Source organism: Xanthobacter pseudotagetidis (assembly GCF_043194795.2).
GTDB lineage: Bacteria > Pseudomonadota > Alphaproteobacteria > Rhizobiales > Xanthobacteraceae > Xanthobacter > Xanthobacter tagetidis_A.
This window is the reverse complement of the sequence record NZ_CM195534.1, coordinates 1,259,468-1,277,924: the sequence shown is the minus strand read 5'-3', so window position 1 is coordinate 1,277,924 and position 18,457 is coordinate 1,259,468. Positions and strand designations below refer to the sequence as shown.

The 18,457-nt window shown below is 70.3% G+C and carries 15 protein-coding genes; 10 read left to right on the top strand and 5 right to left on the bottom strand.

What is annotated here, in order from left to right; translation table 11 throughout:
- Positions 1–26: 26 nt before the first annotated feature.
- From V5F67_RS05910 to V5F67_RS05900, 3 genes are all read left to right on the top strand, one after another.
- On the top strand, positions 27–674 hold the full coding sequence (locus tag V5F67_RS05910) for a TetR/AcrR family transcriptional regulator (RefSeq protein WP_394021993.1): 648 nt from the start codon (positions 27–29) through the stop codon (positions 672–674).
- 152 nt (positions 675–826) lie between these two features.
- Positions 827–2,011 (top strand): efflux RND transporter periplasmic adaptor subunit, encoded by a 1,185-nt coding sequence (locus tag V5F67_RS05905; RefSeq protein WP_394021994.1) that lies wholly within the window; start codon positions 827–829, stop codon positions 2,009–2,011.
- Between the two features lie 8 nt (positions 2,012–2,019).
- Complete coding sequence (locus tag V5F67_RS05900; RefSeq protein WP_394021995.1) at positions 2,020–5,142, top strand: efflux RND transporter permease subunit; 3,123 nt, start codon at positions 2,020–2,022, stop codon at positions 5,140–5,142.
- Positions 5,143–5,282: 140 nt separating this feature from the next.
- Here V5F67_RS05900 and V5F67_RS05895 read toward each other — a convergent pair whose 3' ends face one another.
- Both V5F67_RS05895 and V5F67_RS05890 read right to left on the bottom strand, forming a co-directional pair.
- On the bottom strand, positions 5,283–6,248 hold the full coding sequence (locus V5F67_RS05895) for an IS5 family transposase (protein WP_509210583.1): 966 nt from the start codon (positions 6,246–6,248) through the stop codon (positions 5,283–5,285).
- A 121-nt stretch (positions 6,249–6,369) separates the two neighbouring features.
- On the bottom strand, positions 6,370–6,945 hold the full coding sequence (locus tag V5F67_RS05890; RefSeq protein WP_509210620.1) for a DUF308 domain-containing protein: 576 nt from the start codon (positions 6,943–6,945) through the stop codon (positions 6,370–6,372).
- Positions 6,946–7,121: 176 nt separating this feature from the next.
- On the opposite strand from V5F67_RS05890, the gene V5F67_RS05885 reads away from it, so the two are divergent.
- Positions 7,122–7,766, top strand: coding sequence for a DUF1345 domain-containing protein (locus V5F67_RS05885; RefSeq protein ID WP_509210619.1), 645 nt, complete (start codon positions 7,122–7,124; stop codon positions 7,764–7,766).
- A gap of 89 nt (positions 7,767–7,855) precedes the next feature.
- On the opposite strand, the gene V5F67_RS05880 is transcribed toward V5F67_RS05885, so the two are convergent.
- Positions 7,856–9,037, bottom strand: coding sequence for a L,D-transpeptidase family protein (locus V5F67_RS05880; protein ID WP_509210618.1), 1,182 nt, complete (start codon positions 9,035–9,037; stop codon positions 7,856–7,858).
- Positions 9,038–9,366: 329 nt separating this feature from the next.
- Here V5F67_RS05880 and V5F67_RS05875 point away from each other — a divergent pair, with 329 nt between their 5' ends.
- The 3 genes from V5F67_RS05875 (at position 9,367) to metH (ending at position 15,278) form a co-directional block, all read left to right on the top strand.
- The gene (locus V5F67_RS05875) at positions 9,367–10,371 is read left to right on the top strand and encodes a metalloregulator ArsR/SmtB family transcription factor (protein ID WP_509210617.1); all 1,005 of its coding nucleotides are present in this window, start codon (positions 9,367–9,369) and stop codon (positions 10,369–10,371) included.
- Positions 10,371–11,288 (top strand): methylenetetrahydrofolate reductase [NAD(P)H], encoded by a 918-nt coding sequence (gene metF / locus V5F67_RS05870; protein ID WP_509210616.1) that lies wholly within the window; start codon positions 10,371–10,373, stop codon positions 11,286–11,288. Before V5F67_RS05875 ends, metF begins: the two co-directional genes overlap by 1 nt.
- Positions 11,289–11,510: 222 nt before the next feature.
- Complete coding sequence (metH, locus tag V5F67_RS05865; protein WP_394018269.1) at positions 11,511–15,278, top strand: methionine synthase; 3,768 nt, start codon at positions 11,511–11,513, stop codon at positions 15,276–15,278.
- On the opposite strand, the gene V5F67_RS05860 is transcribed toward metH, so the two are convergent.
- The gene (locus V5F67_RS05860; protein ID WP_394018271.1) at positions 15,241–15,696 is read right to left on the bottom strand and encodes a methyltransferase family protein; all 456 of its coding nucleotides are present in this window, start codon (positions 15,694–15,696) and stop codon (positions 15,241–15,243) included. The two genes, metH and V5F67_RS05860, sit on opposite strands and share 38 nt — an antisense overlap.
- The gene (locus V5F67_RS05855; protein ID WP_394018273.1) at positions 15,693–15,905 is read right to left on the bottom strand and encodes a DUF5368 family protein; all 213 of its coding nucleotides are present in this window, start codon (positions 15,903–15,905) and stop codon (positions 15,693–15,695) included. The genes V5F67_RS05860 and V5F67_RS05855 overlap by 4 nt, the downstream gene beginning before the upstream one ends.
- A 196-nt stretch (positions 15,906–16,101) precedes the next feature.
- Here V5F67_RS05855 and V5F67_RS05850 point away from each other — a divergent pair, with 196 nt between their 5' ends.
- Genes V5F67_RS05850 through V5F67_RS05840 form a run of 3 tightly spaced genes read left to right on the top strand, consistent with a single transcriptional unit; the run spans position 16,102 to position 18,455 of the window.
- Positions 16,102–16,644: a YeeE/YedE thiosulfate transporter family protein gene (locus V5F67_RS05850; protein ID WP_394018275.1), complete on the top strand. Its 543-nt coding sequence runs from the start codon at positions 16,102–16,104 to the stop codon at positions 16,642–16,644.
- Between the two features lie 24 nt (positions 16,645–16,668).
- Complete coding sequence (locus V5F67_RS05845; protein WP_394018277.1) at positions 16,669–17,292, top strand: YeeE/YedE thiosulfate transporter family protein; 624 nt, start codon at positions 16,669–16,671, stop codon at positions 17,290–17,292.
- A gap of 5 nt (positions 17,293–17,297) precedes the next feature.
- A complete protein-coding gene (locus V5F67_RS05840; RefSeq protein ID WP_394018279.1) occupies positions 17,298–18,455 on the top strand; it encodes an NAD(P)/FAD-dependent oxidoreductase in 1,158 nt (385 codons plus the stop codon).
- The last annotated feature ends 2 nt before the right edge of the window (positions 18,456–18,457 follow it).

Below are 18,457 nucleotides of genomic sequence, written 5' to 3'. Positions count from 1 at the left end.
GAAATTGAATCAAGGGCACCCCAAGAGTGAACGCGCGCGGCAGGGAGACGGCGGACGAGACCCGCGAACGCATCGCCCAGGTGGCGGAGGAGCTGTTCCGCCGCATGGGCTTCGCCAAGACCGCCGTGGCGGACATCGCCAACGAGCTCGGCATGTCGACCGCCAATGTCTACCGCTTCTTCCCGTCCAAGAACGCCATCGTCGAGACCATCTGCCAGAAGTGCCTCATCGAGAGCGAGGTGGTGGTGGCGCAGGCCGCCGCCGGCCCCGGCACGCCGCAGGACCGGATTGTCGCCGCCTATGCCGCCATCCTCGCCTATCACAAGGCCAATTTCCTCGCCGAGCGGCGGGTGCACGACATGGTGCTGGTCGCCATCGAGCACAATTGGCAGAACATCGAGGCCCACAAGGCGCGCATCGGCGCCATGGTCGCCGGCATCCTGGCCGAGGGCATAGGGAGCGGCACCTTCGTGCCGCACGATCCGGCCCAGGTCTCGGCGATCCTGCTCGGCACCTGCATGCGCTTCTGCCACCCGGTGCTGATCGCCCAGAACATCGACGAGGATCTCGAGGGCCAGCTCGACGCCACCGTGCGCTTCATCCTGCGCAGCGTCGAGAAAGAGCGGGCGCCCCTGGCGCCACCGGCAGGCACGGGGCGCCGCGCAGGCGGCTGACCCGCCTTCGGCGTGTCGGCGGCGCAGACCGTCGCGCGTCCTCGCATCGACATCGGACGCGGCGGCCTGCGGGCCTTTCTCGCCCCGAAATTGACGATCAACGATTTTTGTCAGTTGTGAACCGTAACCCATCACTGGTCAGGACGCTCGCCATGAGAGACCCTCTCGACCTGGACACGCCCCTTGCGGGGCCGGCCGGCCTCGCCCTCGCGGGCCTGCGCCTCGCCGCCGGCACGGCCGTGCTGATCGGCCTCCTGTTCCTCGCCGGATGCGGCGAAAGCGCGCCGGCGCAGACCGAGGGGCCGCGCGCCCGGCCGGTTCAGGTGGTGAACGTCGTCCTCGCCCCGCGCGAGGCGGAGAAGCGCTTCGTCGGCGTGGTGCGGGCGCGGCGCGAGATCGACCTCGCCTTCCGCGTGCCCGGCAAGGTCACCCAGCGCCTGGTCGGCATCGGCGACCGCGTCGCGCCAGGAACGGTGGTGGCGCGGGTCGACCCCGAAGACCTGAAGCTGGAGCTGCAAAGCGCCGAAGCCGAGCTTTCCGCCGCCAAGGCCAATCTCTCCCAGAACGCGGCCGAGGACGAGCGGGCGCGCTCGCTCACCGCTAAGGGCTTCGCCTCCGCCGCCGAGCTCGACCGCAAGGCGCTCGCCAAGGAGGAGGCCGTCGGCCGCCTGGAGCGCGCCCGGCGCGCGCTGGAGCTGGCGCAGAACCGGCTGTCCTATGCCGACCTCGTCTCCGACCAGGCGGGCGTCGTCATCGCCACCGCGGCGGAGCCGGGCCAGGTGGTCGCCACCGGCCAGACCATCGTGCGCGTGGCACGGTTGGACGAGAAGGAGGCGCTCGTCGCCTTGCCCGAGATCGACCTCGCCGACGCGCGCACCGCGCCGGCCTCCATGGAATTGTGGGCCGCGCCCGGCAAGGCCTATCCGGTGAGGCTGCGCGAGCTCTCGCCGCAGGCGGACGCCACCTCGCGCACCTATCCGGCGCGCTTCACCATCCTCGATCCCGACGAGACGGTGGCGCTCGGCATGACCGCCTCCGTCACGCTCCACCCGAAGGACCAAGCGAAGGTGGCGCGGCTGCCGCTGTCCGCCGTCATCGACAAGGGCCACGGCCCGCTGGTGTTCGTGGTGGAGCCCAAGACCTCCATCCTCGCCGCGCGTCCGGTGGAGATCGTCGCCTACACCGACGCGGACGTGATCATCGCCTCCGGCCTGAAGGACGGCGACGAGGTGGTGACGCTGGGCGTCCAGACCCTGGAGCCGGGCCTCGCTGTGCGCACGGTGCCGGCCAAGGCGCAGGTGGCGAATGTCGCGCCGGCCGGCGGTGCGCGGCCATGACCGCGGCCATGAGTGCGCCCGAGCCCGCACCCGACGACGCCGACGGCTTCAACCTCTCGCGCTGGGCCATCACCCACCGCGCCCTGACCCTGTTCGCGATCCTGCTGCTCGCCGCCTCGGGCCTCTATTCCTACCTCAATCTGGGACGCGCCGAGGACCCCTCCTTCACCATCAAGGTGATGGTGATCTCCGCCGCCTGGCCCGGCGCCACCGCCTCGGAGATGCAGGCCCAGGTGGCCGACCCGATCGAGAAGAAGCTCCAGGCCCTGCCCCACCTCGACCGCGTGGAGAGCTATTCGCGACCCGGCGTCTCCTTCGTCCAGGTGTTCCTCGCCGACAGCACCCCGGCGCGCGAGGTGAAGGACCTCTGGTACCAGGTGCGCAAGAAGGTCGGCGACATCAGGGGCGACCTGCCCTCGGGCGTCATCGGCCCCGGCTTCGACGACGAGTATGGCGACGTCTATTCCAACCTCTACATGCTCTCCGGCAAGGGCGCATCGCCGGCCGAGCTGAAGCGGCAGGCGGAGGAGATCCGCCAGCGCCTCCTGCGCGTGCCGGGGGTCGAGAAGGTCGACCTCGTGGGCGAGCGCCCCGAGCGCATCTATATCGAGTTCTCCCACGCCCGCCTCGCCACCCTCGGCGTCACCCCGCAGCAGATCTTCGACAGCGTGGCGCGCCAGAACGCGGTGGTGGCCGGCGGCGCCATCGACACGCGGGCCGACCGCATCAACCTGCGCCTCACCGGCGCCTTCTCGGGCGAGAAGGCGGTGGCCGAGGTGCCGGTGAATGCCGGCGGCGCGCTGCTGCGCCTCGGCGACATCGCCACCGTGAAGCGCGGCTACGAGGACCCGCCCTCCTTCCTGGTGCGCCAGAACGGCAAGGGCGCGCTCGGCATCGGCGTCTCCATGGCGGCGGGGCAGAACATCATCACCTGGGGCAAGGCGGTGAAGGCCGCCATGGACGAGGCGATGAGCGAGCTGCCGGTCGGCATCGACGTGGTCCAGGTGGCGGACCAGCCGCACATCGTCGGCGAATCCGTGGGCGAGTTCCTGAAGACCTTCGGCGAGGCGCTGGTGATCGTGCTGGCGGTGAGCCTGCTCTCGCTCGGCCTGCGCACCGGCATCGTGGTGGCGCTCTCGGTGCCCCTCGTGCTCGCCATCGTGTTCCTGGTGATGTTCGCCTCCGGCATGGACCTGCACCGCATCACGCTGGGCGCGCTCATCATCGCCCTCGGCCTCTTGGTGGACGACGCCATCATCGCCATCGAGATGATGGTGGTGAAGATGGAGGAGGGCTGGGACCGCGCCCGCGCCGCCACCTTCGCCTGGACCTCCACCGCCTTCCCCATGCTCACCGGCACGCTGGTGACGGCGGCGGGCTTCCTGCCGGTGGGGTTCGCGAAGTCCTCCTCCGGCGAATATGCCGGCGGCATCTTCTGGGTGGTGGGCATCGCGCTGGTGGCGTCATGGTTCGTGGCGGTGATCTTCACCCCCTATCTCGGCTACATGCTGCTGCCGAACATGAAGAAGGCGGGCGTCCACGGCGCCCATGACCTCCATGACGGGCGGCTCTACCGCCTGCTGCGGCGGGTGCTGGAAGCCTGCCTGAGGCACCGCTTCCTGGTGATCGGGACCACGTTCGGGATGTTCGCGCTGTCGGTCGCCGGCTTCGGCTTCGTGCAGCAGCAGTTCTTCCCCACCTCGACCCGGCCCGAGCTGTTCCTGGAGATGCGGCTGCCCGAGGGCACCTCCATCACCGCCACCGAGGCCACCGCCCGCAAGGCGGAGGCGCTGATCCAGGGCGATCCCGACATCGCCACCGCCACCACCTATGTGGGCCGTGGCACGCCGCGCTTCTGGCTCGGCCTCAACCCGGTGCTGCCGAACCCGAACTTCGCGCAGATCGTCATCGTCGCCAAGGACGTCGCGGCACGCGAGCGGCTGAAGGCGCGGCTCGATCAGGCGGTGGCCGATGGCGCTTTGCCCGAGGCGCGGGTGCGCGTCGACCGCTTCGTGTTCGGCCCGCCGGTGGGCTTCCCGGTGCAGTTCCGCATCGCCGGACCCGACCCGCTGATGGTCCGCGACATCGCCGAGAAGGTGCGCCAGGTGATGGCGCATGACCCCGCCGTCATCGACCCGCACCTCAATTGGGGCGAGCAGGTCAAGTCCATCACCCTGGCGGTGGACCAGGACCGCGCGCGCGCCATCGGCACCACGCCCCGCGACCTGGCCGAGACCCTCCAGACGCTCCTCTCCGGCTATACCGTCACCCAGCACCGCGAGGGCAACCTGCTCATCGACGTGGTGGCGCGCGCGGTGCCGGAGGAGCGGGTGGACCTGGAACGCATCGCCGCGCTCACGGTGGCGGGCGGCAATGGCACGCCGGTGCCCCTCGCCCAGGTGGCGCGCATCGCCTACGCCCACGAGGAGCCGATCCTGTGGCGGCGCGACCGCGACATCGTGCTCACCGCCCGCGCCGACGTGAAGGACGGCGTGCAGCCGCCCGACGTGACCACCCGCATCCTGCCGCGCCTCGCCCCGCTCAAGGCCGGGCTGCCGGCGGGCTACCGCATCGAGACCGGCGGCTCCATCGAGGAGAGCGCCAAGGCCAATGCCTCGCTCGCCGCGGTGTTCCCGGTGATGATCATCGTCATGCTGACGCTGCTGATGATCCAGCTGCAGAGCTTCTCGCGGCTCGGCCTGGTGCTCGCCACCGCGCCGCTCGGCCTCATCGGCGCCACGGCGGCGCTGCTGATCGCGCACCGCCCGTTCGGCTTCGTGGCGCTGCTCGGCCTGATCGCGCTCGCCGGCATGATCATGCGCAACACGGTGATCCTGGTGGACCAGATCGACCACGACATCGCCGAGGGCCACGCGCCGCACCGCGCCGTCGTCGACGCCACGCTGCGCCGGGCGCGCCCGGTGGTGCTGACGGCGCTCGCGGCGGTGCTGGGCATGATCCCGCTGGCGGGAAGCGTGTTCTGGGGGCCGATGGCGGTCACCATCATGGGCGGCCTCCTGGTGGCGACCGTGCTCACTTTGCTGGTGGTGCCGGCGCTCTATGCCGCCTTCTTCCGCGTGGACGTGCGTGCCCCGGCCGAGGCCGGCGCCGTGCCGGCGCCGGCGGAGTGAGAAGCGAAGCCCTCCCCCGCCTGCGAGACCTCTGCGAAACATCGCGTCACGGCTGGGATTGAGCGTTTGGCGTGTTCCGAGGGTGTTGCGCACCGAAGCGATGGGAGTGCGCGGACGCTTCGGGCGAGCGCCTGTGGCGCTCAGGCGGCCTTGCCGGTCAGGGTCCTGAGGTTGAAGGCGATGAGCATCAGGTCCAGGTGGAAGGCGTTGGCGAGAAGGCCGGTGTAGCGCATCCGCCCCAGGCCGTAGCGCCCCTTGAGCTGGGAGAAGGTGCGCTCGACGCCGGAGCGCACCCGGCCGATCAGCGTGTTGCGCACCGCCTGCCAGCGGGGCAGCCCCTTCTGGTGCTTGTTCCGGCGGTGCTGGATGCGGTCCTTGATGCCCTGCGCCTTCAGGGCCTGCCGCCGCGCCTTCTTCTCGTAGGCCTTGTCGGCATAGACCGCCCGTTCGTCGCCCAGGATCAGGCGATCGGCGACCTCGCTCTCATACACCTTGGCCGGGGTCAGGACCCGGCTTCTCACCAGGCCAGAGGTCTGGTCCACACCGATATGGACCTTGTAGCCGAAGAACAGGGTGCGCGCCGCCCCCCGCCGGGTCCAGTTCGCGTCCGGGTCCTGCGGCGAGCGGCTTTCCTGCTCCCGCGGCGTGGAGCGGGAGGGCGGCGGGCGCACCGCGCTCTGCACCAGGGTGGCGTCGATCAGGGTGCCGGTCTTGAGCACGAAGCCCGCCGCTTCCAGCTGGCGCAGCACCTCGCAGAACAGCGCCTCGCCCAGGCCCGCCTGCTTCAACGCGTTGCGAAACCGGCACAGCGTCGTCTCGTCGGGGGTGGCGGCATCCAAGGCGAGGCCGCAGAAGCGACGGAACGACACCCGGTCCAGCAGGGCTTCCTCCAGACCCGGATCGGACAGGCCGTACCATTGCTGCAGCAGCAGCGCCTTGAACATCGACAGCGGGCTGTACGGCGGACGCCCGGTCTCGCCGGGCCGCACCGCCACCACCAGCGCCTCGATCCGCGTCCAGTCGAGCAGACCGCTGATCCGCTCGAGCCGCGCATTGCGCCCAAACCCCGCAGGCAACAATGCGTCAAGGAAGCTCTGTTGATCCATCACCGCATCCCCCTCACACGCAGTGAATCACAACCCAAAGCTCACGTCATTTCGCAGAGGTCTCGCCTGCGGGGGAGGGGCGCGCGGGGACGGCCTCCGACCTTCGCTCAGGCCTCTGCGTTCAAGCTTTCTTGCCGCGCAGCGCGAGGCCGAACATGGCGGTGGTGACGCCGTTCACGATCAGGTCGATGCCGAGGAACAGGCCGAGGATGTAGAGCGAGTTCACCGGCCAGCGGGCGATGATGATCAGGCCCAGGAGCAGCGTGATGGCGCCGGCGAACACGATCCAGCCCCAGCCGGCGGCCGGGCGGGTGCCGAAGCCGGCGGCGATGCGGAACACGCCCTCCACCGCCAGCGCGACGCCGACCATGAGGGTCAGAACGCCGGCGCCGAGCAGCGGGTTGTACATCATGAGGGCGCCGGCGACGACATAGAGCACGCCGGCCAGAAGCCAGAAGAAGAAGCGGCCCCAGCCCTTCACCCGGAAGGCGTGGATCACCTGCACCACGCCGCCCACCACGATCAGCGCGCCCACATAGAGCACCGTGACGAGGGTGGAGGCGAGCACGTGCCCGAGGGCCACGAAGCCGAGAATCGCGAAGGCGACGCCGAGGGCGACGAACCAGCCCCAGCTGGCGCGGATGGATTGCAGCCCGTCGATCGCGGCAGCGGACGGGGCAGAAGCAGGCATGGTCATGGGCCATCTCCAAGCGCGCCGGGAAAAGTTGCAGCGATTCGCGGCGCGCCCGGCAGACGGGTGGCATCATACAGAAGTCGGGCGCGGGACATAACGCTCCCGTGATCGGGAATCGCAGGACCGAGGAGGCCGTCATGCAGGAGACGAGGCGCCGACCACCCGCATGGGAAAAGGCATTGCGCGCACGGCTGCCGGGCTGGCTGTGGCTGCACCTGCGCCTGATCCTCGCCATCGCCGTCGCCGCGGCGGTGTTCGCGCTGGCGCCGATCCCGCGCGCCAGCATGCGCTACCTGGTCGCCTTCGACGCGGGGGCGGCGGTGTGGCTGGCGCTCGCGGCGGCGCTGGTCCTGAGGTGCGATGCCGCCGAGGTGCGGCGCCGGGCCGAGGGCGACGACGAGGGCGCCTGGATCGCCCTGGTGGTGGCGGTGCTCGCCACCGCGTCGAGCCTGGTGGCGGTGGTGCTGGGCGCTGCGGCGCCGCCCGACGCGACGCGCTCGGCGCACATCGCGCTCGGGGTGAGCACCCTGCTCGCCTCCTGGTTCTTCCTCCATACCCTGTTCGCGTTCCACTACGCGCGGGAATATTACGACCCCGACATTCCCGACGCCGCGCCGCCGCTCGGCTTTCCCGGCGGCAGCCGCCCCGACTACTGGGACTTCCTCTACTTCGCCTTCAATCTCGGCACCTCCGCCCAGACCTCGGACGTGACGGTGAACTCCCAGCGCCTCCGGCGCTTCGTGCTCGGCCACCAGGTGGCGTCCTACCTGTTCAACACCGCGGTGATCGCCCTCGGCGTGAACGTGGCCGCCTCGCTGATGTGAGCCCGCCGCGAGCTGAACGCGAAAAGGGCGCGCCTTGCGGGCGCGCCCTTTCCTCCCAATCGGGGTCTTGCGGCCGACGGCGCCGCGCGTCAGCGCTGAGCGGTCGGGGACGGCGTGGAGCCGGTGGTGATCGGGGCCGGCGCCGCACCCGCCGCATTGGCCTGGGCGCCGCCCGGCTTGGGCAGGATCACCACCTTGGTGCCCACCTTCACCCGGTCGTAGAGATCTTCCACGTCGTTGTTCAGCATGCGGAAGCAGCCGGACGACACGAACTTGCCGATGGTCTGCGGCTCGTTGGTGCCGTGGATGCGATAGATGGTGCCGCCGAGATACATGGTGCGCGCGCCCAGCGGGTTGCCGGGTCCGCCGGCCATGAAGCGCGGCAAATAGGGCTGGCGCTGGATCATCTCGGTCGGCGGGCGCCAGTCGGCCCATTCCGCCTTGCGGGTGACCTTCTCCGTGCCGGACCAGGTGAAGCCGTCGCGGCCGACGCCGATGCCGTAGCGGATCGCCTTGCCGCCGCCCAGCACGTAATAGAGATAGGTGTTGGGGGTATCGATAACGATGGTGCCGGCGGGCTGGGTGGTCACATAGTCCACGGTCTGGCGGCGGAAGCGATCCGGCACCGGCTCGGTCGGGTCGACGTCCTCGATGCGCGGGCCGGAAGGCGCCTCCTGGGTGCCCGGCACCATCGCGGCGTTGGGACCGTAGACGCCGGCCGGCGACGCAGCGACGTTGCCCTGCGGGGACGGCGCGCCATAGGCCTGCTGGGGATAGGCCTGCTGCCCATATCCGGGCTGAGGCGCCTGCGGATAGGCCTGCTGCGGATAACCCTGCTGAGGATAGGCCTGCTGGACGTTGCCCTGCGGCGGATACGGCTGCTGCTGATATCCCTGCTGGGGATAGGCCTGCTGCGGCGTGATCGACATGGGCTGGCCCTGCTCGGCCGGAGCCGGCGCGCCATAGGCCTGCTGCGGCGCCGGAACCGAGGGGGTGTAGACCTGCGGCTGCCCGGCGCCGGACGGCGGGGCAAGGTTGGTGCGCTCCACCGCATCGCTGCTGCGGCCGGGCATGGGGCGCGCATAAGGATCATTGTAGCCGGGCGGCGGGGCGCCGTAGCCGACGCTGCCGGGCGGCACATTGGGCGCGGCCGTCGCCTCTTCCGCCTCGCCCGGCACGGCATAGCCGCCGTAAGCGCCTTGGCCAAAGGCCGGCACGGACACGAGAGACGCCCCGAAGGCAGCGAGAAGGAAGGTCTGACGCAGCATCATGTGAAAGCTGTTAACCTTGAAACGTGACGAAATTGGAAACGGCCGGGGAATTTCTCCGGTTCCGCTCCGAAGGCATTTTCGGCGAACCCGCGACGCACGGACCCGCGACGGATCGCCCGAGACCGCTCGCCGCGCATGGAGCCCGCCCGCGTCCCCGTTCCGGAAGGCGCGGCGTCGCACGACATCGACGAAATCGGCTTTATCGCGCGCGTCATTGCGGTGCAACGCGACATCCCCCTCCGCCGCAAATCGTGATCCGCCATCTTCCCTGGGTCAGATGCGCCGCAGCATGCTTGCGCCGTCGCCGCGAGCGATATAAAGATATCTTTATGTCATTTTTGGATGTTCCGCTTCCCTTCCCGTTCGTGCTCGAGAGCCTGAAGGCCGCGGGCGAGAGCACCCGGCTGCGCCTTCTGGCGGTGCTCGCGGAAGCCGAGCTCACGGTCTCCGACCTCACCGACATCCTCGGCCAGTCCCAGCCTCGAATCTCGCGTCATCTCAAGCTTCTGGCCGATGCCGGCCTGGTCGAGCGGCACCGCGAGGCGAGCTGGATCTTCTATCGCTGCGCCAGCGAGGGGGCGGGCCGCGCTCTAGTGTCGCGCCTGCTGGCGCTGCTCGACCGGGAGGACGGCGTCCTCGCCCGCGACCGCGAGCGCCTCGCCGACGTGCGCGCCGCCCGCGCCACCGCGGCCCAGGCCTACTTCGCGACCCATGCGAAAAGCTGGGACGAGATCCGCAAATTGCACGTGCCCGAGGCGGCGGTGGAAAGCGCGGTGCGGGAGGCGCTCGGCGGCGAGCCGATCCAGAGCCTGCTCGACCTCGGCACCGGCACCGCCCGGATGCTGGAGCTGTTCGCCCCGGACATCGAGCGGGGCGTCGGCCTCGACCTCTCGCCCGACATGCTCGGCGTGGCGCGCGCGAACCTCGAACGCGCCGGCATCCGCCACTGCACGGTGCGCCAGAGCGACATCTATGCCATTCCTGCGCCGCGCGATTCGTTCGACGTGGTGATCCTCCACCAGGTGCTGCACTTCCTCGACGACGCGGCGCGCGCGCTGGCCGAGGCGGCGCGGGTGCTGCGCCCCGGCGGCCGGCTCCTGGTGGTGGACTTCGCGCCCCACGATCTCGAATTCCTGCGCGACGGCCACGCCCACCGCCGGCTCGGCTTCGCGCGCGAGCAGATGGAGGCGTGGCTCTCGCAGGCGGGCCTTCGCCCCATGTCGTTCCGCACCCTCGTGCCCGAGGGCGGCGCCAAGGACGGGCTCGTGGTTTCCATCTGGCTCGCCCGCGACCCGCGCATGCTCATGGCGGGCGCCCACAGGGAGGTTGCGTGATGACTGACGCCGTGCGGGCGAGCCGCCAGACCGACAAGGCGCCGATCTCGGTCTCGTTCGAGTTCTTCCCGCCGAAGAGCGAGGAGATGGAGAAGCAGCTCTGGGCCTCCATCGACCGGCTCGCGCCGCTCGCGCCGCGCTTCGTGTCGGTGACCTACGGCGCCGGCGGCTCGACCCGCGAGCGCACCCACGCCACCGTCTCCCGCATCGTCAAGGACACGGACCTGCACCCGGCCGCCCACCTGACCTGCGTCGCCGCGACCCGGGACGAGATCGACGAGGTGATCCGCGGCTACGGCGCCGCCGGGGTGAAGCACATCGTCGCCCTGCGCGGCGACCCGACCACCGGCGTCGGCACGAAGTACGTGCCGCACGAGAACGGCTACGCCCATGCCTGCGACCTGGTCGCCGGCATCAAGCGCCTGGGCGACTTCGAGGTCTCGGTCTCCGCCTATCCGGAGAAGCACCCCGAGAGCCCCAGCATCGACGCCGACATCGACTACCTGAAGGCCAAGGTGGACGCGGGCGCGACCCGCGCCATCACCCAGTTCTTCTTCGAGAACGACGTCTATTTCCGCTATCTCGACCGGGTGCGCGCCAAGGGCATCGACATCCCCATCGTGCCCGGCATCCTGCCGGTGACGAACTTCAAGCAGGCCTCCAGCTTCGCCACCCGCACCGGGGCGAGCGTTCCGACGTGGCTGCTGAAGCGCTTCGAGGGCCTCGACGACGACGCCGAGACGCGCAAGCTGATCGCCGCGGCGGTCGCGGCCGAGCAGGTGACGGACCTCGTTGATCGCGGTGTCACCGATATCCATTTCTATACCTTGAACCGCGCCGACCTCGTCTACGCCATCTGCCACCTCATCGGCCTGCGGCCGAAGGCGGCCGAGGCGCCGCAGGCCATCGCGGTGTGAGGTGACGCAAAGCCCTCTCCCGCTTGCGGGGGAGGGTTGGGAGGGGGAAGGGACCGGGCCGACTGCGCCGCGGCCAGAGGATTTCGGCGAAGGCGGCGGCCCCCTCCCCGGCCCTCCCCCGCATGCGGGAGAGGGAGCAGGTCGCTTCCGGACAGTCGCGGCGGCCCAGTTCAAGATTGTCTTTCCCAAGGCGGCGTTGCCGCCGGAGCCCGAGACCGAGCCATGAGCGCCCAGAACCTTCGCGCTTCCGACCTTCGCGCAGACGCCGCGCGCGCCGACGACATCCACGCCGCCCTCAAGGCGGCGGCGGCCGAGCGCATCCTGGTGCTCGACGGCGCCATGGGCACCATGATCCAGGGCCTGAAGCTCGACGAGGCGGGCTATCGCGGCGAAAGGTTCAAGGACTGGCCGCGCGACGTGAAGGGCAACAACGACCTGCTCAGCCTCACCCAGCCGGATGCGGTGCGCGCGATCCACCTCAAGTATTTCCTCGCCGGCGCCGACATCGTCGAGACCAACACCTTCTCCTCCACCACCATCGCCCAGGCCGACTACGGCATGGAGGCGCTGGCCTACGAGCTGAACCTCGAGAGCGCGCGCCTCGCCCGCGAGGCGGCGCTGCGGGCGCAGGAGCAGGACGGCCGCCGCCGCTTCGTCGCCGGCGCGCTCGGCCCCACCAACCGCACCGCCTCCATCTCGCCGGACGTGAACGACCCGGGCTTCCGAGCCGTGACCTTCGACGAGCTCGCCACCGCCTATCGCGAGCAGGCCGCCGGCCTGATCGACGGCGGCGCGGACATCCTCCTGATCGAGACCATCTTCGACACCCTCAACGCCAAGGCGGCGGTGTTCGCCATCGAGGGGCTGTTCGACGAGCTGGGCTTCCGCCTGCCGGTGATGATCTCCGGCACCATCACCGACCTGTCCGGCCGCACGCTCTCGGGCCAGACGCCGGCGGCGTTCTGGTATTCGCTCGCCCACGCGCAGCCGTTCTCCATCGGCCTCAATTGCGCGCTGGGGGCGAAGGAGATGCGCGCCCACGTGGCCGAGATCGGCCGGGTCGCCGACACGCTGGTGTGCGCCTATCCCAATGCCGGCCTGCCCAACGAGTTCGGCCTCTATGACGAGAGCCCGGAGGCGATGGCGGCGCTGGTGGGCGAGTTCGCCTCGTCCGGCCTCGTGAATATCGTCGGCGGATGCTGCGGCACCACGCCCGACCACATCCGCGCCATCGCCGAAGCGGTGGCCGGCAAGGCGCCGCGCGCGGTTCCCGAAATCCCCCCGCGCCTGCGGCTGTCGGGCCTGGAGCCGTTCGAGCTGACGCCGGAAATCCCGTTCGTGAACGTGGGCGAGCGCACCAACGTCACCGGCTCGGCGCGCTTCAGGAAGCTCATCACCGCCGGCGATTTCCCCGCCGCCCTCGCCGTCGCCCGCGACCAGGTGGAGAGCGGCGCCCAGGTGATCGACATCAACATGGACGAAGGCCTGCTCGACAGCGAGGCCGCCATGATCACCTTCCTGAACCTCGTCGCCTCCGAGCCCGACATCGCCAAGGTGCCGGTGATGGTGGACAGTTCCAAGTGGACCATCATCGAGCAGGGCCTCAAGCGCATCCAGGGCAAGGGCATCGTCAATTCCATCTCGCTCAAGGAGGGCGAGGAGAATTTCCGCGCCCAGGCGCGCCTCGTGCGCCGCTACGGCGCCGCCGTGGTGGTGATGGCGTTCGACGAGGAGGGCCAGGCCGACACCTTCGAGCGCAAGACCTCCATCTGCGCCCGCGCCTACAAGATCCTCACCGGCATGGGGTTCCCGCCCCAGGACATCATCTTCGACCCGAACATCTTCGCGGTGGCCACCGGCATCGAGGAGCACGCGCCCTACGGCGTCTACTTCATCGAGGCGACGCGCTGGATCCGCCAGAACCTGCCGCACGCCCACATCTCGGGCGGCGTCTCGAACCTGTCCTTCTCGTTCCGCGGCAACGAGCCGGTGCGCGAGGCCATGCACGCCGTGTTCCTCTACCACGCCATCACGGCGGGCATGGACATGGGCATCGTCAATGCCGGCCAGCTCGCGGTCTATGACGAGATCGAGCCGGCGCTGCGCGAGGCGTGCGAGGACGTGGTGCTGAACCGCCGCGCCGACGCCACCGAGCGCCTGCTGGAGCTCGCCGAGGGCTTCAAGGGCGCGGCCGGCAAGGAGAAGAAGGAGGCCGACCTCGCCTGGCGCACCTGGCCGGTGGAGAAGCGCCTGGAGCATGCCCTCGTCAACGGCATCACCGAATATGTCGAGGCCGACACCGAGGAGGCACGGGCACAGGCCGCCCGGCCCCTGCACGTGATCGAGGGGCCGCTGATGGCGGGCATGAACGTGGTCGGCGACCTGTTCGGCGCCGGCAAGATGTTCCTGCCCCAGGTGGTGAAGTCGGCGCGCGTGATGAAGCAGGCGGTGGCCTACCTCATGCCCTTCATGGAGAAGGAGAAGGAGGAGATGGGCCTCACCGAGGCCTCGGCCGCCGGCAAGGTGCTGATGGCGACCGTGAAGGGCGACGTGCACGACATCGGCAAGAACATCGTCGGCGTCGTGCTCCAATGCAACAATTACGAGGTCATCGACCTCGGCGTCATGGTGCCGGCGGCCAAGATCCTCCAGACCGCCAAGGACGAGAAGGTGGACGTGATCGGCCTTTCCGGCCTCATCACGCCTTCGCTGGACGAGATGGTGAACGTCGCCGCCGAGATGGAGCGCGAGGGCTTCCACGTGCCGCTCCTGATCGGCGGCGCGACCACCTCGCGCGTGCACACGGCGGTGAAGATCTCGCCGCAATATGCGCGCGGCCAGGCGGTCTACGTCACCGATGCCAGCCGCGCGGTGGGCGTGGTCTCGAACCTGCTCAATCCGGAGACCAGGCCGGCCTACGTCGCCGACATCCGCGCCGAATACGAGAAGCTCGCCGAGGCCCATGCCCGCGCCGACGCCGCCAAGCAGCGCGTGCCGCTCGCCAAGGCGCGCGAGAACGCGCTGAAGCTCGACTTCACCGCCGAAGCGCCGGCGAAGCCGAGCTTCCTCGGCACGCGGGTGTTCGAGGACCACGACCTTGCCGACCTCGTGCCCTTCATCGACTGGACGCCATTCTTCCAGTCCTGGGAGCTGACCGGACGCTATCCGGCGATCCTCCAGGACCCGGTGGTCGGTGGCCCGGCCCGCGCCTTGTTCGACGACGCGCAGGCGATGCTGAGGAAGATGGTGGACGAGAAGTGGGTGACGGCGCGCGCGGTGATCGGCTTCTGGCCGGCGAACGCGGTGGGCGACGACATCCTCCTGTTCCGCGACGACACCCGCAAGACCCCGCTCGCGACGCTGCACACCCTGCGCCAGCAATTGCCGCGCCGCGAGGGCAAGGCGGCGCTGGCGCTCGCCGACTTCGTCGCCCCCCTCGACGGCGGCGTGCCGGACTATGTGGGCGGCTTCGCCGTCACCACCGGCATCGGCGAGGAGGACCGCGCGGAGGCGTTCAAGGCCGCCAACGACGACTATTCCGCGATCCTGTTCAAGGCCCTGTGCGACCGCCTCGCCGAGGCGTTCGCCGAGCGCATGCACCATCTGGTGCGCACGCGGTTCTGGGGCTACGCGGCGGAGGAGACGCTGTCGAACGAGGATCTGATCGGCGAGAAGTATCGCGGCATCCGACCCGCGCCGGGCTATCCCGCCCAGCCCGACCACACCGAGAAGGCGACGCTGTTCAAGCTGCTCGATGCCACCGCGCTCGCCGGCATCCACCTCACCGAGAGCTTCGCCATGTGGCCGGGCTCCTCGGTGTCGGGGCTCTATTTCGCGCACCCCGAGAGCCTTTATTTCGGCGTCGGCCGGATCGAGCGCGACCAGGTGGAGGACTACGCCGCCCGCAAGGGCTGGACCGTGGAAGAAGCCGAGCGCTGGCTGGCGCCGATCCTCAACTACGACCCGGCGCGCCGGGCGGCGGCGGAATAGGCGCGCGGGGTCGGCCTAGCCAGCGCGGCACCCGCGCGCGGTAGGCCGAAAAATCGGCGCCGAAGCGCGCCGCCAAGTGCGCCTCCTCGCGTCGGGCGGCGAGGCGGTCGGTGGCGCGCGCCGCGCCGAGCGCCGCCGCCATCAGCCACGGATTGGCGAAGGCGGCGCCAAGCCCAAGCACCAGCAGCGTGTTGCCGAGATAGATCGGATTGCGCGTGAGCGCGTAGGGCCCGTGCGTCACCAGGCGCTCCGTCGCCCGGTGGGGCAGGACCGTGGTGCGGGCGCGGTGGAGCGTCGCCAGCGACCAGAGATCGAGCAACAGCCCGACCACTGCGAGCGCCGCCCCGTAGAGCAGCGGCGGCCAGGGGATGCGGTTCGGGCGCGCGGCGGCGTCGTCCATCCCCGCCCCGCCGCTCACGCCAGCCTCCGCCGGCCGGCGAGAAGACCGTAGGCGAAGATGATGCCGCCCCCGGTGCCGGCGGCGAAGATGGCGATCGGCGGCGCCCAGTCGATGGGCCCGCCGATATCGGCCCTGTCGGAATTGGTGACCATGAAGGCGAGCCGGACGCCGAGCGCACCGCCGGCGAGCCCGCGCCCGAGCTCCGCATGAAAGGCGTTATTTTCCATTGGCTCCCCCCTCGCCCCTTGCCGCCGCCCCTTGCCCCCGCCGGCGCCCTGCGGCAGCGGCGCGCGGCCCAAAGCTTGCCATTGCGATAACATTCAGATTATATAATTTAATATATCTGAATGTTTCAAGGGCGCAGGACGCACTTTCTTCCCTTGAGGGAAAGGCGCGGACGCCCGAACCAAGGGAGCAAAGCTCATGGCCGCCTGTTCGTCCGCCGGATGCGTCTTCCGGCACAAGGCCTGGTCGCCTTATGCCGCCGGCATCCTCATCGGCCTGCTTCAGGTCCCCGCCTTCCTGCTGATCGAGACCGCCCTCGGCGCCTCCTCGTCCTACGTGACGGTGGGCGGCCTCGTCGCCGCGACCGTCGACCCGGCGGTGGCGCACATCGACTATGTGGCGAAGCATATCAGCACCTCGGCCAAGAACTGGTGGCAGGTGGCCCTGGTGGTGGGCGTGGCGCTCGGCGCGTTCCTCTCCATGAGCCTCTCGGGCGCGAAGCGCCGGAAGATCTCGCCGATCTGGGCGCGGGCGCTCGGCACGTCGAGCCCGGCCGCGCGCTATGCGCTCGCCTTCGGCGCCGGCTTCCTGATGCTGTTCGGCGCCCGCCTCGCGGACGGCTGCACCTCCGGGCACGGCCTCTCCGGCATGGCGCAGATGGCGGTCTCCTCCACCATCGCCGTCACCTTCATGTTCGTCGGCGGCATCGCCACCGCCTTCCTCCTGCTGCGCCGCATCTGACGCGCTACCCGAAGGAGAGATTCCATGTCCCTCGTCCAAGCCATCGTCATCGGCCTCCTCATGGGCGTCGTGTTCGGCCTCGTGCTGGAGAAGGCCCGGGTCTTCGAGCCCGGCATGATCGTCGGCCAGATGCAGATGCGGAACTTCATCATGCTGAAGGTCTTCCTCACCGCCGTCGCCACCGGCGCGGTGGTGATCGCGGCCCTGCACGGCCTCGGCCTCGCCAAGCTCGCGCCCAAGCCCACCCTCTACGCGGCGGACGTGATCGGCGGCCTGGTCCTGGGCGCCGGCATCGCGCTCGCCGGCGCCTGCCCGGGCACCATCCTGGCGCAGATCGGCGCCGGCTACCGCGACGCCATCTTCACCCTCCTGGGCGGCATCGCCGGCGCCATGGTCTTCTCCTACATGGAGCCGACGCTGAAGCCCATGCTGCTCACCGGCGGACCGGGCAAGATCACCTTCATGGACCTCACCGGCATTCCCTACTGGATGCTGGCGGCGGGCGTTGCGGTGGCGATCGTGATCGGCCTCGTGGCGCTGGAGCGCTGGCGTCCCTGGCGGGCGGACCTCGGCGCCGACGTGGACGGCGATTTCGGCCCGCGCGCGGCCGCCGCCGAGGCCGCCGGCCGGCTCAAGCCCGCGGAGTGAGCGCCGTGGCCGCGAACGCCCGGCGCCCCGCGCGGCGCATCGCCATCCTCGGCTCGGGCTTCGCGGCCCTCACCGCCGTGCGCGAGCTCCGGCGGCGCAAGGTGGAGGCGGAGATCGTGCTGGTCGCGCCATCGGCCCGGCTGACCTATCTGCCGAGCCTGATCTGGGTGCTGGCGGGCCTCCGGCGCGGCAGCGACCTCGAAGTGCCGCTGAAGGGCTTCTTCGCGGCGAACGGCGTCACCCATCTCGAAGCCCGCGTCACCGGCGTCACCGACGCCGGCCGCACGGTCGAGACCACCGCCGGCCCGCTCGCCAACGACCTGCTCCTGATCGCCAGCGGCGGGCGCCACCTGCGCAAGCTGCCGGGTATCGAGCACGCCTTCATCCCGTGCGAGGGCATCGCCGCCGCCGAGGCGGTGCGCGAGCGCCTGGCGGGTCTTGAGACCGGCCGCGTGGCGATGGGCTTCGCCGCCAATCCGCAGGAGCCGGCGGCGGTGCGCGGCGGACCCATGTTCGAGTTCCTGTTCGGGATGGACACGCTGCTGCGCCGGCAGGGCCGCCGCGGCGCTGTCGACCTGGTGTTCTTCAACCCCGCGCGCGAGCCCGGCCAGCGGCTCGGCCCGCGCGCGGTGAAGGGCCTGCTGGCGCAGATGGAGAAGCGCGGCATCGCCACCCATCTCGGCCACAAGCTGGTGCGCTTCGAGCCGGACCGCGTGGTGACCGAGGGCGGCGCGGTGGAGGCCGACCTCATCCTCTTCATGCCGGGCCTCACCGGCCCCGGCTGGCTGGAGGACAGCTGCCTGCCGATCTCGCCCGGCGGCTTCATCGCCGCGGAGGCGACCTGCGCCGTGCACGGGCTGCAGGACGTCTATGTGGCGGGCGACGCCGGCTCCTTCCCCGGCCCCGACTGGATGCCGAAGCAGGCGCACCAGGCCGACCTCCAGGCGAAGGCGGCGGCCTGCAACATCGCGGCGGCGCTTGAGGGGCGCCCGGCGACGGCGACCTTCAGGCCGGAGCTGGCCTGCATCGTCGACACGCTGGACGCGGGCATGCTGGTGTTCCGCAGCCCCCGCTACAATGTCGCCCTGCCGCGACTGCCGGTGTTCCACCTGCTGAAGCGCGCGTTCGAGCGCCATTACCTGTCGGCCTACAGGGCCGCCTGAGC

What these genes read in the sequence shown, in the direction of transcription:
- V5F67_RS05905 (WP_394021994.1), top strand. Translation starts at nt 827, where the DNA reads ATGAGAGACCCTCTCGACCTGGACACGCCCCTTGCGGGGCCGGCCGGC.
- V5F67_RS05900 (WP_394021995.1), top strand. Translation starts at nt 2,020, where the DNA reads ATGAGTGCGCCCGAGCCCGCACCCGACGACGCCGACGGCTTCAACCTC.
- V5F67_RS05895 (WP_509210583.1), bottom strand. Translation starts at nt 6,248, where the DNA reads ATGGATCAACAGAGCTTCCTTGACGCATTGTTGCCTGCGGGGTTTGGG.
- V5F67_RS05890 (WP_509210620.1), bottom strand. Translation starts at nt 6,945, where the DNA reads ATGACCATGCCTGCTTCTGCCCCGTCCGCTGCCGCGATCGACGGGCTG.
- V5F67_RS05880 (WP_509210618.1), bottom strand. Translation starts at nt 9,037, where the DNA reads ATGATGCTGCGTCAGACCTTCCTTCTCGCTGCCTTCGGGGCGTCTCTC.
- V5F67_RS05875 (WP_509210617.1), top strand. Translation starts at nt 9,367, where the DNA reads ATGTCATTTTTGGATGTTCCGCTTCCCTTCCCGTTCGTGCTCGAGAGC.
- metF (WP_509210616.1), top strand. Translation starts at nt 10,371, where the DNA reads ATGACTGACGCCGTGCGGGCGAGCCGCCAGACCGACAAGGCGCCGATC.
- metH (WP_394018269.1), top strand. Translation starts at nt 11,511, where the DNA reads ATGAGCGCCCAGAACCTTCGCGCTTCCGACCTTCGCGCAGACGCCGCG.
- V5F67_RS05855 (WP_394018273.1), bottom strand. Translation starts at nt 15,905, where the DNA reads ATGGAAAATAACGCCTTTCATGCGGAGCTCGGGCGCGGGCTCGCCGGC.
- V5F67_RS05850 (WP_394018275.1), top strand. Translation starts at nt 16,102, where the DNA reads ATGGCCGCCTGTTCGTCCGCCGGATGCGTCTTCCGGCACAAGGCCTGG.
- V5F67_RS05845 (WP_394018277.1), top strand. Translation starts at nt 16,669, where the DNA reads ATGTCCCTCGTCCAAGCCATCGTCATCGGCCTCCTCATGGGCGTCGTG.